Origin of the sequence: Halomonas sp. hl-4, assembly GCF_900215475.1 — a bacterium.
GTDB lineage: Bacteria > Pseudomonadota > Gammaproteobacteria > Pseudomonadales > Halomonadaceae > Vreelandella.
On sequence record NZ_LT907845.1, the window covers coordinates 3,477,760 to 3,490,308 of the forward strand.

Genomic DNA, 12,549 nt, shown 5'->3' on the forward strand with positions numbered 1-12,549 from the left:
AGTAATTGGCGCCCCATGTTTATCTGACAGGGTGTTTATATGGCGAATCATGGAGGAAAGTCGGTATTTATCGCCTCGACGGTAATTATCTTTGGCTTGGTGGTTATAGGGGCGTCCTTTCCCGAAAGCTTTGGCAGTGCTGCCGAAGCCGCATTAACCACCATTACCGAGCTATTTGGCTGGTTTTATCTATTTTCTGTTTTTGGCTTTGTGGTGTTTTTGTTTGGCCTGGCGCTTAGCAAGTACGGCAAGGTGCGCTTGGGGCCGCAGGATAGTCGGCCTAGCTACAGCTTTTTTTCCTGGATCAGCATGCTGTTGGCCGCCGGGTTTGGTGTTGGGCTTGTGTTCTACGGTATGGCCGAACCCATGCTGCATTATATCGACCCTCCTTATGGAGATATGTCGGCAGAAACCGAAGCCTCAGCGCGCTATGCCATCCAATACAGCTACTTTAACTGGGGCATTCATCAGTGGGCCGCGTTCTCTGTGGTGGGGCTGATCATTGCCTACTTTCAGTTTCGCAAGGGCCAAGCGGGGCTGGTGTCGTCAGTGCTTTCCTCGGTAACGGCGAAGTATCCCAACGTCCGCCCCTATGCCTCATGGCTCGATGTGTTTGCCGTTGTTGCTACGGTCATGGGGGTGGCGACTTCTTTAGGCCTTGGCGTTTTGCAAATGAACGGCGGGTTGAATGCCGTCTTTGGGTTGCCGGAAAACGGCTTTTGGCAGTTTGTTATCCTGTTTGTGATGTTTTGCGCCTACATGCTCTCTACGTGGTCGGGGCTCGATAAAGGCATTAAGCGTTTGTCGAACCTTAACATGATCCTGTGTATCGGCTTGATGCTCTATGTGCTGGTTACCGGACCGACCATCGCCATCCTTGAAACCATCACAGTAGGCATTGGAGACTATCTGCAAAACTTTATTGGTATGAGCTTGCGCACCGCACCCTATAGCGATGAGACCTGGGCCAGCAGTTGGACCATTTTCTACTGGGCATGGGTAATTGCCTGGTCGCCGTTTGTGGGTACGTTTGTGGCTCGCGTATCGCGGGGGCGTACGATCAAGGAATATGTGTTTGGCGTGCTACTGGTGCCACCGATGCTCGCTTGTTTGTGGATCGGGGTGTTTGGCGGTGCTGCGCTTAACATGGAAATTGTCGGCAACGACATTGGTTTGGCAGCGGCTACCCAGGACAATATCACTGTGGCGCTGTTCGAAATGTTTGATCTGATGCCGTTTTCCGGGGTGCTGTCAGTCATCGCTATCATGCTGATTTTTATCTTCCTGGTGACGTCCGCTGATTCGGCGTCTTATATCGTGGCGCAAATGACCGATAATGGCTCTATCAATCCACCGCTGTATAAGCGCGTGATATGGGGTGTCCTGATCGCTGCGATCTGCTTTACGCTGATTGTGGCGGGAGGGCTCACCGGGTTGCAGTCGGCGTCGGTGCTCTCGGCGCTGCCCTTCACTTTTATTCTTTATATGATGGTAATTGTACTGGTGCGTGAGCTACGAGCTGACCGCAAAGCGATGCTTACTCAGCTATACCGTCGTTACGGTGAAACCCCCGTGGGTGCCGACGCCTTTGAAGCAGAAGAGCTGGGCGAAGAAGAACGCTTACGCCGTGCACCGAACGTTGTTAACCGGCGCATAAATCATTAGAGGACATCCCATGAAGGGTAACGATTGATGGCCAAGCAAGCGCGGCACGGCGCGACGCGGAGGAAGTCCAAAGGGGCCGTGTTTGATCGCTGGCTAGACCGTGCCGTGTGTGTCGCTGTTATTACGGCGCTGGTCGTTGGGCTTGCCGCTGTGATTGCCCATTGGTGGCTTTGATTCACTTATATTGGCGTTGACCGGCGCGTTATGCCCCGTTTGTGTATCGCCCTTTACGCGATACGCGGGCGGGCTTCTATGCGGTTTCGCCCCAGGTGCTTGGCGTGATACAGATGCTGGTCAGCTTGAGCCAACAGTGCCGTTGCACTAATAGTGGCGTGGGTCGATGTGCTGGCGACGCCCATGCTGGCGGTTAAGTGCGTGTGCGTACTCGAGTAAGCATGAGGGATGGATAGTGACAGCACCCCTTGGCGTAAACGCTGAGCAACTCCCAGCGCTGCCTTTTCATCTTTGTTGGGTAATACGCACACAAACTCTTCCCCGCCATAGCGCGCCAGCAGGTCAGTTGCCGGATCGATGCAGTGATTAAGCACCTGCGCTACTGCGCGCAGAGTGTCATCGCCCATGGCATGGCCGTAATGGTCGTTAAATTCTTTAAAATTGTCGATATCGATAAAGATAATCGCTAACGGCTGCGCGTGCTGTTGAGCGTGTTGCCATTGCTGCTGATAAAACAGGTCGAAATGACGCCGGTTGGCAACACCGGTGAGTCCATCAATATGGGATAAATGATGGAGCTGGTCGCGTTGGTGTAACCCCTGCTGAAATGCCTGCAATAAATCGTCGAGACTATCGACCAAATGGCCCAGCTCATCATGGCGATGACCCGGCAGTTGCGGTTTAGCCCACTGACCAGGGCGCTCAGGGTCGGTATGCGTGATGGCATCATGCACCTTGAGCAGCGGGCGGGTAATGAAGTAATGGAAAAAGGCAATAATTAGCAGGCTTAAAATAAACGCTTCCATCACGCTCGACCCTACCACCGAGATGCTGCGCTCCAGGAATTGTTGAGTCAGGCTCTGTTCATCGAGCCGAAGCTCGACCTCACCCACCACGGCGTCTGGCAAATCGGCGCCTACAAAATAATTGAGCGGAACACGGTAGTCCAGCATATCGCCAAACAGCCGTTGGCTGAGCCAGCTCGACTCAACCGGCGTGCTGGGCGAAAACTCGGCAAGTGTGCTGCCGAAATCATCGCGGATCGCCACTTCGGCGATTTCGTTATCGCTGAATAATCCATAGGCGATTTGGTGGGCCAAGTCCGGGTTCAATTGAAAAGCGGCTTCGGCGGCGGCCCCATTGATGATGGCGAGCTGTTGCTCAACGCGCTGAGCCACATCCTGGCGCATCGAGGACACGTGATTAAAAAGCTCCGTACCGCCCGCTATGGCGCTGATTAAGATAGCCAGCAGCAAAGTGAGTATCGCTTGCTTGGACGTTAGGCTGCCCAAGCGAATTGGCATGCGTGTTTTATTCATGGCGAGGAGGCCTCGCTAAGAGCAGGAAGATGATGCTGTAGTCGCGTGATCACATGCTTGGGCACGCTGGGGTGGCAGGCAAGGTACAGCGGAGCGCGATAAAACGTAAACAAATGCGTTAATGCGACGTCTTGAGCATTGGCCAAATATTCGCCAGTCGCTTTGCCCGTTACGATGATATCCACCAGGCCAGCGCTTAAGCGTGCTAGGTTCTCGCGTTCATTACGAGCGCGCAGAACCTTGATGCCTTGAGCGGCAATGTAATTACCCACGGCGTCTTCGCGGAAACTACCTACGCGAAAGTTAGCTAATTCGTCCGTTGAGCTTACCTTAATGTCGCGGCCAGTAAGACGGAACGCCGCCCACTCGTTCACTGCCAGGGGGCCTGCCCAGCGGAAAAGAGGCTCGCGTTCAGCGGTTCGAGTCGTGGAGTAAACGCAGTGCTGCTCGCGCAAGCGTGCAGCGGTATAGGCTCTTGCCCATGGCAGCAGTCGAAACTCAGCGTCGATATCCGCCGAGCGTAACGCCGTGCGTAATACCTTGGTGGCGCTGCCAATAATCTGTCCTTGCTCGCTTGCATAGTTAAAGGGTGGGTAATCTTCAGTATTGATGACCAGTGACGCAGCGCTGAGCGGCAGGCTCACGGCCAATAGCAGCGGCCCACATAGCGCTACCCAGCTTCTAATGACGCGGTTGCGAGGTAACCGGCTAGTCTCCATGGTGGGTAACCTCGCGATCTGTTGGCCCCGCACGAACAGCGTCAAATGCTTGCTGCAGCCGATCAACCAACGCTTGGTCAGTGGCCGGGTTAATAGCAAAGTATAAGTCTGATTCGCTTAACGTATGCACGGCGTTTAACTGCTTGGCGTCAAGGCCCTCCTGGCTGGCAATCCAGCGCGCTACTTCAGCGCTGTAGGCCCATAAATCGACCCGACCACGTTGCAACATGTGAAGTGCGCTGCGGTTATCGATGGCCGGGCGGAGTAATTCGGCGGGGTAACCGGCCTCGCTCAATGCGTGGGCGCCGATGTCTTCGCGGATGATGGCAACGCTTAACTGTTGGCGAATTGCGTCGTCCAGCGAGGTGAGGCGTGCTACCTCGTCTTGCCATGCCAACAGCACTACACGGTCGCGGGCGATGGGGCCAATCCAATTGAAGTGTGATTCTCGAGAGGGGGTGCGGGTGGTTGAAAAGAGCACAGTGTTGGGTTCGCTTTGCGCTAACTCGTAGCCACGTACCCAGGGATAGTAAAGGATATCCCGACGCTTAAACGGCGAGCCTGCGTGTTCAAACATTGTCTCAAGCAGCGTTACCGCACGGCCTTTTAACTGGCCGGTCTGTTCGTCGAGATAATTGTAAGGGGGGTACTCTTCAGTCACAAAGGTGAGCGATGTGAGGGCAGCAGGAGCGCCATTAGCGAGCGCTAACGGCGCAAAGAAGCACAGCAGCCCAACTAGCCACTGCCCCTTTACGGACTTTCGAAGACAACTCAGCACCCCTGCTCTCTGCATGTGTCCACGTCCCTGTTATTATCTAGTCAATCAAACTTAGAGCAAGCGGCAGTAACTGTCATCTCTATTCTTCCAACGTTAGATGTGTCGCTTTTACACGCCAACCTGATACGCTAAGTGCCTTGCTAGCTGGTGAGAGAAACCAACGTGCGCGCTCAACCTAATATTGCTGCTTCTGGCTTTGCTTCGCGCCGTGAAATTTTCGGCTGGGCGATGTTCGATTTTGCCAATCAAGCCTATACGTTGCTGATCATTACCGTGGTGTTCGGCGAATTGTTTACCACAGTGATCGTCGGAGACCGTGGTGATGATTTTCGTCTTGCTAATCTGTTGTGGAGCCTCGCTCTCGCCATTAGTTACCTCTTGGTGGTAGTGACTGCACCACTATGCGGCGCAGTTATGGATGCGCGTGCCGAAAAAAAACGTTTTCTATTTTTTAGCTATTTAGCCACCGTTGGCGCCACCGCCATGCTGTATTTCGTTGCGCCAGGTTATGTGGTGCTGGGGCTTGCGCTCATCATCATTTCGAATTATGCCTATTCAATGGGTGAGTCGTTTATTGCGGCTTTTTTGCCTGAGCTGGGCCCGCCCAATGCGTTGGGTAAGATTTCTGGGTTTGGCTGGGCGCTAGGGTATATTGGTGGGCTGTTTGCGGCAGGCTTTACGCTTGTAGTGCTGGGGGAGGCGAATGAAGAAAACTTCGAACGCATTCGCTGGGTAGGGCCCTTCGCAGCAGGCTTTTTCCTGATAGCGGCGATCCCGACCTTTATTTGGTTGAAAGAACGTTCGACCCCGCAGCCCCATACGGACGCTTATTGGCAGATGGCGTATCGGCGTGTGGCCACTACCTTTCACGAACTAAAACACTTCAGAGACTTATCGGTCTTTCTGGTGTCGCTGCTATTTTCCATGGCGGGGGTCTATATCATCATTGCCTTCGCCTTTATTTATGGGGCGCAGGTGATTGGTTGGGAGGCCAGCGTGCGCAATATTATGTTCATTATTGTGCAAATCACTGCAGCAGCGGGTGCATTGGGGTTTGGCTGGATTCAGGACCGTCTCGGTGCCAAGCACACCTATCAAATTACCCTGGCGCTATGGGTATGCGCCATTGTCGCTATCTGGTTGACACCACAGTTTACCGATTGGGTGAACCAGGCCACCGATTGGCAATGGCAAGCCCAGTACGTCTTTTTGTTCGTTGGGTGCTTGGCAGGGCTAAGCCTGGGTTCCAGCCAGTCGGCAAGCCGAACATTAGTGGGCCTATTCTCGCCCACCACCAAGTCAGCGGAGTTCTTTGGTTTTTGGGGACTGGCCAACAAGTTGGCGGGTGTTATCGGTATTATATTGTTGGGAGGGCTGCAGGCATTGGTAGGCCTCCAGGCGTCTATTTTACTGTGTGCGGTATTGTTCGGCGTGGCGATGCTGATTTGTGCGAAGGTTAATGAAGCTCGCGGCCGTCAAGCGGCGCTTAATTGGCAGCCGTCTCTCTAGCGGCTTGTGTCGGATGTATCGATATGCTTAGCTGCATAGCACAGATCCCAACATAAGGAGTTGATATGGGCATTGAAGTCGGTGGACTATTAGGGCTTATCTGGCTTGTAATTATCGTTTGGGCCATCGTTAAGGTGGCGAAAAGTTCAGCGGGGGGCTTAGCCAAGTTACTGTGGATATTGGCATTGCTATTCTTTCCGCTGGTCGGGCTGATAGTGTGGTTTTTGCTAGGCCCTAAGGGGTAGCGCCACATTTTTGGCGAGGTAGATATGAATAAGGCAGGCCTGAGGCCTGCCTTATTAAGTAAATTAACACGTTAATCGCGGTTAGCTTTGCTCTTCACCAGGAGGCGCTTTGTAATGCCCAGGGATTTTAAGTTTCTCTCCGTTAGGCAGGTCGCGCACTTGGGTAGGAACGTATACGCGTTTAATAACACTTTTTGGCTTGCCACTTCCCATGGCGGTTTCCTCCTGTCAGATTGTCGACAGTTTGCAACACTACATTAGCTGTCGTTGTGACAAGAATCAAGCCATGGCCACTGGGCTAAATAGATAAGAATAGGCAGATTGCGTCGCTTAGCAGGCGCTGGGGCACTTTTGAGGTATCCTGGGAACAAACACAAGCAGCCTGCTTTTGTGTGGGGGAGGCAGGCGATAAGACATATAGCTTAAGCGGAGTTGACAACTAGGATGGTGGACCACTTAGAAGAACAGTTTCAGGCGCTTGGAAGCCAAGAATCACAAAAGCCTGACTACCCTGACCAGGATCACGTGCTCATTATTGAGGATGACCAGCGCTTGGCAGAGTTGACGCGTGATTACTTAGAAGCCAACGGCTTTCAGGTCACATTGGAGGCTGATGGGGCAAAGGGTGTCGATCGCATCTTGACCCTGCAGCCGGATCTAGTGATTCTTGATTTAATGTTACCGGGGGAAGACGGCCTAGCCATTTGTCGTCGCGTGCGGCCCAATTTCTCGGGGCCAATTATGATGCTGACGGCGCGCACGGACGATTTGGATCAGGTGTTAGGTCTAGAAATGGGCGCTGATGACTATGTGCCTAAACCCGTTCAGCCGCGGGTGCTTTTAGCCCGGATGCGGGCACTATTGCGTCGCGCCGATGGGCCTGCCCCCGGGGGGGAAATACGCCTCCGATTTGAGAATCTTGAAATCGATAATGCCACCCGTGAAGCCTGGCTATCGGGAGAGCGAATCGACTTGACCAGTGCCGAGTTTGACCTGCTCTGGTTACTGGCGCGCAATGCTGGCCGAGTGCTCACTCGGGAAGAAATTTTCAATGATCTTCGAGGCATCAAATACGACGGACAGGACCGCTCGATCGATGTTCGCGTGTCGCGTATTCGTCCCAAAATTGGTGATGACCCCAATCAGCCCCACCGTATCAAAACGGTGCGCAGTAAGGGCTATCTGTTTGTAAAAGACAGTTAATTACACAGAAGGACAGCCTCATGCGAGGGGTGCTCAGCCACGGCTCGTTTTTACGTTTTTATTTGCTGCTGGGTGCCGCACTGTTAACGGTGTTTTTAATTGCTTTAGGCGGGCGCGCTTTTATCGAGCAGATCAGCCGCGAAGATTATCGTGAGGCACTAACGGCACTGCCGATGTCGTTAATGGCGCAGCAACTTGTTGATAGTTCGCCGCAAGAACGCCAAACGCAGCTAAACGTTTGGGGTGAGCAACTTGATATGCAGTTAACCTTGGTGCCACTGGAAGACGCCTCGCTGAGCTACTTTGAACGCGCCCGCTTGGAGCAGGGAAAAGTATTGGTAGCAACGTCCCCCTGGCGGCTACAGCGGCGCCTCCCCGACCAACCCTGGCTGTTACAGGCCGATTTTTCTTCCTGGCGCGAGCAACAATGGCACGCCACCATCGTGATGCTCGGCGCCTGGCTTTCGCCGCTTAGCGTTAGTGAACGTCAAGACAAGCTTGGGGGTTTGCAGCAGGGTAGCTGGCCACTGGCGCTTTCAAACCGACCGCCTAGCGGGTTGAGCGAGGCACAGCAGGCTCAGCTCGCTCGTGGTGAAGTGGTAACGCGGTTAAGCGGTGAGCAACTGTCCATAAGCTTTGTTTATCAACTACCTGACGGCTCGCAGTGGATTGAAGCGGGGCCCGAAACGGGGGGCGCCAACCTGCCGTTTAACCTTCAATTGCCATTGCTGATGGCCTTGATGGTCGTACTGGCGCTGATTATCTATCTGGTAATGCGCAGTATCGAGTCGCGCATGGCGCGACTCGAACTCGCCGCCACGCGTATCGCCAGCGGACGCCTGGAAACACGCGTAAAGGTCGAAAGTGGCGATTTCCTGGGGCGCCTGGGCATGGCCTTCAACGGCATGGCCAATCAGGTGCAGTCGCTGCTACGCGGCCAGCAGGAAATGATCCGGGCCGTGTCCCACGAACTGCGCACGCCGGTGGCGCGCATTCGCTTTGCGGTACAAATGGTCGATGACATGACCGACCAGCCTGCCATCAGGCGCCAACTGCAGGGGATCGATGCCGACATCGCCGAGCTTGATGAGCTGGTCGATGAAATTCTCACCTATGCCCGCCTGGGGGGTGAGACGGTCAACGGGGCGGAGCTCGAAATGTCGCTGGTCGAATGTCGGGCGATGGCCGAGCGGGTGGTGGAGGCGCTCTCGCCGCTCCACGAAGGCTTGGCAATCACCCTGGCGCCGGGGCCTGACATCGAGCTGCTCGGCGAACCGCGCTATCTGCAGCGCGCACTGCAAAATCTGGTCAGCAATGCCTGCCGTTACGGCCAGTCCAAGGTGGTCATCGGTCTGTGGGATGAACCCCATCTGGTGCGCATTGACGTGGAAGACGACGGGCCGGGGATTCCTGCCGATGCCCGGGCCGATGTGTTCAAACCCTTTGCCCGCCTGGACGACAGCCGGGCGCGCAGTTCCGGTGGCTATGGGCTTGGGCTGTCCATTGTGCAGAAGATCATGGCCGGCCACGGCGGCAGCGTGACGGTGGATACCAGCCCCTCCCTGGGCGGCGCGCGGTTTACGCTGCTGATTCCGCGTCGCGAGTCGCCGGTTTGATACCACTCAATACGGCAAACGAGGTTTCTTTCGCCGTGCGCAGAAAATCCTGCATCCACGGCGCCTCCAGCGTCTCCTCCCGAACGGCCGCGTAGAGCGTACTCCACACCCCCTGTTCGCCGAGTTTGACCGCGCTGACGTAGTCGCGCTCCAGGTATTCGGTGAGCGCCCAGTTGGGCAGCGCGCAGACACCCCGCCCGCTGGCGACCAGCTGCATCATCATGATCGTAAGCTCGGCCGTGCGGATTTCCCGCGGGCGTACCTCGGCGGGTGTCAAAAACTGGGTGAAAACGTCCAGCCGGGATTGCTCGACCGGGTAGGTGATCAGGGTTTCCTCGGCCAATGCCTCGGGCGTGACGAAGCTATACGCGGCAAATGGATGCTGACGGGCAACCGCCAGTAACCCCTCGTAGCGGAACAGAGGCGCGTAGTGAACGCCGTCCAGGGGCTGTGGGTCGGCGGTGATGACCAGGTCCAACTGCTCGCGTGCCAGGGCGGGTAGCGGGTCGAAATGATGGCCGCTGGGGATGTCGATTTCCACCTCGGGCCAATGGTCGCGAAAGTAATCCACCGTGGGCATCAGCCACTGAAAACAGCTGTGGCATTCGATAGCCATGTGCAGCCGGCCAAGTTCCGTCCCCGCCATGCGTGCCAGGTCACGCTCGGCTTTGCGCACTTCGGGCAGAATCTGGTCGGCGAGTGCCAGCAGCCTTAGCCCGGCGCGGGTAAATTCAACCGGACGGGTCTTGCGTACAAACAGCGGGCTATCCGCACGGTTCTCTAGGTCTTTCAGCTGGTGCGAGAGTGCCGACTGGGTGAGGTGTACCCGCTCAGCGGCCTCAACCAGTGAGCCGGTCTCGCGCAGCGCGAGGAGGGTGCGTAAATGGCGCAATTCAATCATGGTGAAATTTTTTCATGGTTGGTATTAGAATCTTTAGTTTGATTCACCTATCGGTGGTGCCCAGACTGTACGAAATCATTCACGTTGCAAGGTTTCATCATGACAGTTTCTCATATTCTCGGCTATCCCCGTATTGGTGCCCAGCGTGAGCTTAAAAAAGCCACCGAGGCCTACTGGCAGGGCGACTGCTCTCGTCAGACCCTCGAAGCGACCGGCCGTGAGCTGCGGCTACGCCACTGGCGCGACCAGCAGGCCGCCGGGCTTGATCTGGTCAGCGTCGGCGATTTCGCATTTTATGATCAGGTGCTGAATGTTTCCGTACTGCTGGGTGCGGTGCCCGAGCGCTTCAATGCGAGCCGCGAAGTGGCGGCAGGCGACGTTGACCTGGATGCCGCCTTTCGCATGGCACGGGGGCGCGCACCCAGCGGTGAGCCTGCGCCCGCCTGCGAAATGACCAAGTACTTCGATACCAACTATCACTACCTGGTCCCCGAGCTATACGAAGGGCAGCGCTTTGCGCTTTCCTCCAGTCGGCTCTTCGACGAAGTCGATGAAGCCCTGCGCGCCGGGTTTACCCCCAAGGTCACCCTTACCGGACCGCTGACCTGGTTGTGGTTAGGCAAAGCCAAAGGCAGTGAGTTTGATCGCCTGACGCTGCTCGACAGCGTCCTGGACGTTTACAGTGAAGTGCTGGCACGGCTTGCCACCCAGGGCGTTGAGTGGGTGCAGCTGGATGAGCCTGCGCTGGTGCAGGACCTGCCCCCAGCCTGGCAACAGGCCTTCGAGCGCGCCTACCATCGATTGCAGTCCGCACCCTTGAAGCTGATGGTGGCCAGCTACTTTGGCGGCCTGGACGATAACCTGTCGCTGGCAACCCGGCTGCCGGTGGAGGGGCTACACATTGATGCGGTGCGCGCGCCGCAACAGGTCGACCAGGTGATTGACCGTCTGGGGCCTCATCAGGTGCTGTCGGTGGGCGTTATCGACGGGCGCAATATCTGGCGCGCCGACCTTGCGGCGCTGCTTGAGCGCTTGCGCCCGCTCAAGGTACGCCTGGGGAGGCGGCTCTGGCTGGCGCCCAGCTGTTCGCTGCTGCACGTGCCCGTGGACCTGGCCCAGGAAACCGAACTCGATGAATCGCTGGTCAGCTGGCTGGCCTTTGCCCGCCAGAAACTTGATGAGGTGGTGACCCTGGCCCGCCTGCTCGATCACCGGACGACCGACCTGGACAAGCAGCGGTTAGCGGCGGCCACCCAGGCGCTGGATGCCCGGCGTGATTCAGCGCGCATCCACCAGGCAGCGGTGAATCGACGCGTGGCGGCGGTGACGCCCGGCGACAGCCAGCGTCGCTCTGTTTATGCCGAGCGGGCGAAAGTACAGCGCCGGACGCTGGCGCTGCCGCTGTTTCCGACTACCACGATTGGCTCGTTCCCGCAGACCCATGATATCCGTGCGGCGCGGCGGGCGTTCAAAGCCGGCTCCTTGAGCCAGGCCAACTACGAAGCGCAGATGCGTGCAGAGATTGCCTATGCCGTCGAGCGCCAGGAAGCCCTGGGCCTTGACGTGCTGGTGCACGGCGAAGCCGAGCGTAACGACATGGTGGAATACTTTGGCGAACAGCTGGAAGGTTTTGCCTTTACCCGCTTTGGCTGGGTGCAAAGCTACGGCTCCCGGTGCGTCAAACCGCCGATCATCTTCGGCGATGTGACGCGCCCGGCGGCCATGACCGTGCGCTGGAGTGCGTACGCGCAAACGCTCACCGATAAACCCATGAAGGGCATGCTGACCGGCCCGGTGACCATCCTGCAGTGGTCCTTTGTACGCGACGATCAGCCGCGTGAGACCACCTGCCGGCAGATCGCTCTAGCGCTGCGCGACGAAGTCTTGGACCTGGAACGTGCGGGTATCCGGATCATTCAGATCGACGAGCCCGCACTGCGCGAGGGGCTGCCGCTGCGCCAGAGCGCATGGCAGGGCTATCTGGACTGGGCGGTGGAATGCTTCCGGTTAAGCGCCGCCGGCGTTGACGATGCCACCCAAATCCATACGCATATGTGCTATTCGGCGTTCAACGATATTATCGGCGCGATCGCGGCACTGGATGCCGACGTGATCACCATCGAAACGTCGCGCTCGGATATGGAGCTGCTGGAGGTCTTCCAGGACTTTGCCTATCCGAACGACATTGGCCCCGGCGTTTACGACATCCACACGCCGAATATCCCCGACGTGGCCTGGATGGTGGCGCTGATGGAAAAAGCGCTGGACAAGCTTCCCGCCGAGCGGCTGTGGGTCAACCCGGACTGCGGCTTGAAAACCCGTGGCTGGGCGGAAGTGGAGCCTGCGCTGGCCAATATGGTCGAGGCGGCCAGGCAACTGCGCGCGCGTTACGCCTGAGCATAGGGGGCGCGACCCGGTGA

11 protein-coding genes are annotated in these 12,549 nt (G+C 56.7%); 7 read left to right on the forward strand and 4 right to left on the reverse strand.

Annotated elements, in window-relative coordinates:
- The first annotated feature begins 39 nt into the window (after positions 1 to 39).
- Together CPH17_RS16355 and CPH17_RS20060 are read left to right on the forward strand one after the other, a co-directional pair.
- Entirely contained in the window at positions 40 to 1,665 is a 1,626-nt protein-coding gene (locus CPH17_RS16355) for a BCCT family transporter (RefSeq protein ID WP_074395297.1), read from the forward strand.
- Between the two features lie 27 nt (positions 1,666 to 1,692).
- Positions 1,693 to 1,839, forward strand: coding sequence for a hypothetical protein (locus CPH17_RS20060; protein ID WP_172822082.1), 147 nt, complete (start codon positions 1,693 to 1,695; stop codon positions 1,837 to 1,839).
- A gap of 53 nt (positions 1,840 to 1,892) precedes the next feature.
- On the opposite strand, the gene CPH17_RS16360 is transcribed toward CPH17_RS20060, so the two are convergent.
- Genes CPH17_RS16360 through CPH17_RS16370 form a run of 3 tightly spaced genes read right to left on the reverse strand, consistent with a single transcriptional unit; the run spans position 1,893 to position 4,670 of the window.
- Entirely contained in the window at positions 1,893 to 3,158 is a 1,266-nt protein-coding gene (locus tag CPH17_RS16360) for a GGDEF domain-containing protein (RefSeq protein WP_074395298.1), read from the reverse strand.
- Entirely contained in the window at positions 3,155 to 3,877 is a 723-nt protein-coding gene (locus CPH17_RS16365) for a substrate-binding periplasmic protein (RefSeq protein WP_082934193.1), read from the reverse strand. The genes CPH17_RS16360 and CPH17_RS16365 overlap by 4 nt, the downstream gene beginning before the upstream one ends.
- Positions 3,867 to 4,670 (reverse strand): substrate-binding periplasmic protein, encoded by an 804-nt coding sequence (locus CPH17_RS16370; RefSeq protein WP_082934194.1) that lies wholly within the window; start codon positions 4,668 to 4,670, stop codon positions 3,867 to 3,869. Before CPH17_RS16370 ends, CPH17_RS16365 begins: the two co-directional genes overlap by 11 nt.
- A gap of 213 nt (positions 4,671 to 4,883) precedes the next feature.
- On the opposite strand from CPH17_RS16370, the gene CPH17_RS16375 reads away from it, so the two are divergent.
- From CPH17_RS16375 to CPH17_RS16390, 4 genes are all read left to right on the forward strand, one after another.
- Positions 4,884 to 6,164 carry an MFS transporter gene (locus tag CPH17_RS16375; RefSeq protein ID WP_082934310.1) on the forward strand — a complete coding sequence of 427 codons (1,281 nt, stop codon included), beginning with the start codon at positions 4,884 to 4,886 and terminating at the stop codon, positions 6,162 to 6,164.
- A gap of 65 nt (positions 6,165 to 6,229) precedes the next feature.
- On the forward strand, positions 6,230 to 6,409 hold the full coding sequence (locus CPH17_RS16380; protein ID WP_074395300.1) for a PLDc N-terminal domain-containing protein: 180 nt from the start codon (positions 6,230 to 6,232) through the stop codon (positions 6,407 to 6,409).
- A gap of 444 nt (positions 6,410 to 6,853) precedes the next feature.
- Positions 6,854 to 7,612 carry a winged helix-turn-helix domain-containing protein gene (locus CPH17_RS16385; RefSeq protein ID WP_074395301.1) on the forward strand — a complete coding sequence of 253 codons (759 nt, stop codon included), beginning with the start codon at positions 6,854 to 6,856 and terminating at the stop codon, positions 7,610 to 7,612.
- A gap of 20 nt (positions 7,613 to 7,632) precedes the next feature.
- Positions 7,633 to 9,228, forward strand: coding sequence for an ATP-binding protein (locus CPH17_RS16390; protein ID WP_074395302.1), 1,596 nt, complete (start codon positions 7,633 to 7,635; stop codon positions 9,226 to 9,228).
- Here the strand turns inward: CPH17_RS16390 and CPH17_RS16395 are convergent.
- Complete coding sequence (locus CPH17_RS16395) at positions 9,191 to 10,129, reverse strand: LysR family transcriptional regulator (protein ID WP_027336751.1); 939 nt, start codon at positions 10,127 to 10,129, stop codon at positions 9,191 to 9,193. The two genes, CPH17_RS16390 and CPH17_RS16395, sit on opposite strands and share 38 nt — an antisense overlap.
- A 99-nt stretch (positions 10,130 to 10,228) precedes the next feature.
- Here CPH17_RS16395 and metE point away from each other — a divergent pair, with 99 nt between their 5' ends.
- A complete protein-coding gene (metE, locus tag CPH17_RS16400) occupies positions 10,229 to 12,526 on the forward strand; it encodes a 5-methyltetrahydropteroyltriglutamate--homocysteine S-methyltransferase (RefSeq protein ID WP_096300390.1) in 2,298 nt (765 codons plus the stop codon).
- The last annotated feature ends 23 nt before the right edge of the window (positions 12,527 to 12,549 follow it).

What these genes read in the sequence shown, in the direction of transcription:
- CPH17_RS16355 (WP_074395297.1), top strand. Translation starts at nt 40, where the DNA reads ATGGCGAATCATGGAGGAAAGTCGGTATTTATCGCCTCGACGGTAATT.
- CPH17_RS20060 (WP_172822082.1), top strand. Translation starts at nt 1,693, where the DNA reads ATGGCCAAGCAAGCGCGGCACGGCGCGACGCGGAGGAAGTCCAAAGGG.
- CPH17_RS16360 (WP_074395298.1), bottom strand. Translation starts at nt 3,158, where the DNA reads ATGAATAAAACACGCATGCCAATTCGCTTGGGCAGCCTAACGTCCAAG.
- CPH17_RS16365 (WP_082934193.1), bottom strand. Translation starts at nt 3,877, where the DNA reads ATGGAGACTAGCCGGTTACCTCGCAACCGCGTCATTAGAAGCTGGGTA.
- CPH17_RS16370 (WP_082934194.1), bottom strand. Translation starts at nt 4,670, where the DNA reads ATGCAGAGAGCAGGGGTGCTGAGTTGTCTTCGAAAGTCCGTAAAGGGG.
- CPH17_RS16375 (WP_082934310.1), top strand. Translation starts at nt 4,884, where the DNA reads ATGTTCGATTTTGCCAATCAAGCCTATACGTTGCTGATCATTACCGTG.
- CPH17_RS16380 (WP_074395300.1), top strand. Translation starts at nt 6,230, where the DNA reads ATGGGCATTGAAGTCGGTGGACTATTAGGGCTTATCTGGCTTGTAATT.
- CPH17_RS16385 (WP_074395301.1), top strand. Translation starts at nt 6,854, where the DNA reads ATGGTGGACCACTTAGAAGAACAGTTTCAGGCGCTTGGAAGCCAAGAA.
- CPH17_RS16390 (WP_074395302.1), top strand. Translation starts at nt 7,633, where the DNA reads ATGCGAGGGGTGCTCAGCCACGGCTCGTTTTTACGTTTTTATTTGCTG.
- CPH17_RS16395 (WP_027336751.1), bottom strand. Translation starts at nt 10,129, where the DNA reads ATGATTGAATTGCGCCATTTACGCACCCTCCTCGCGCTGCGCGAGACC.
- metE (WP_096300390.1), top strand. Translation starts at nt 10,229, where the DNA reads ATGACAGTTTCTCATATTCTCGGCTATCCCCGTATTGGTGCCCAGCGT.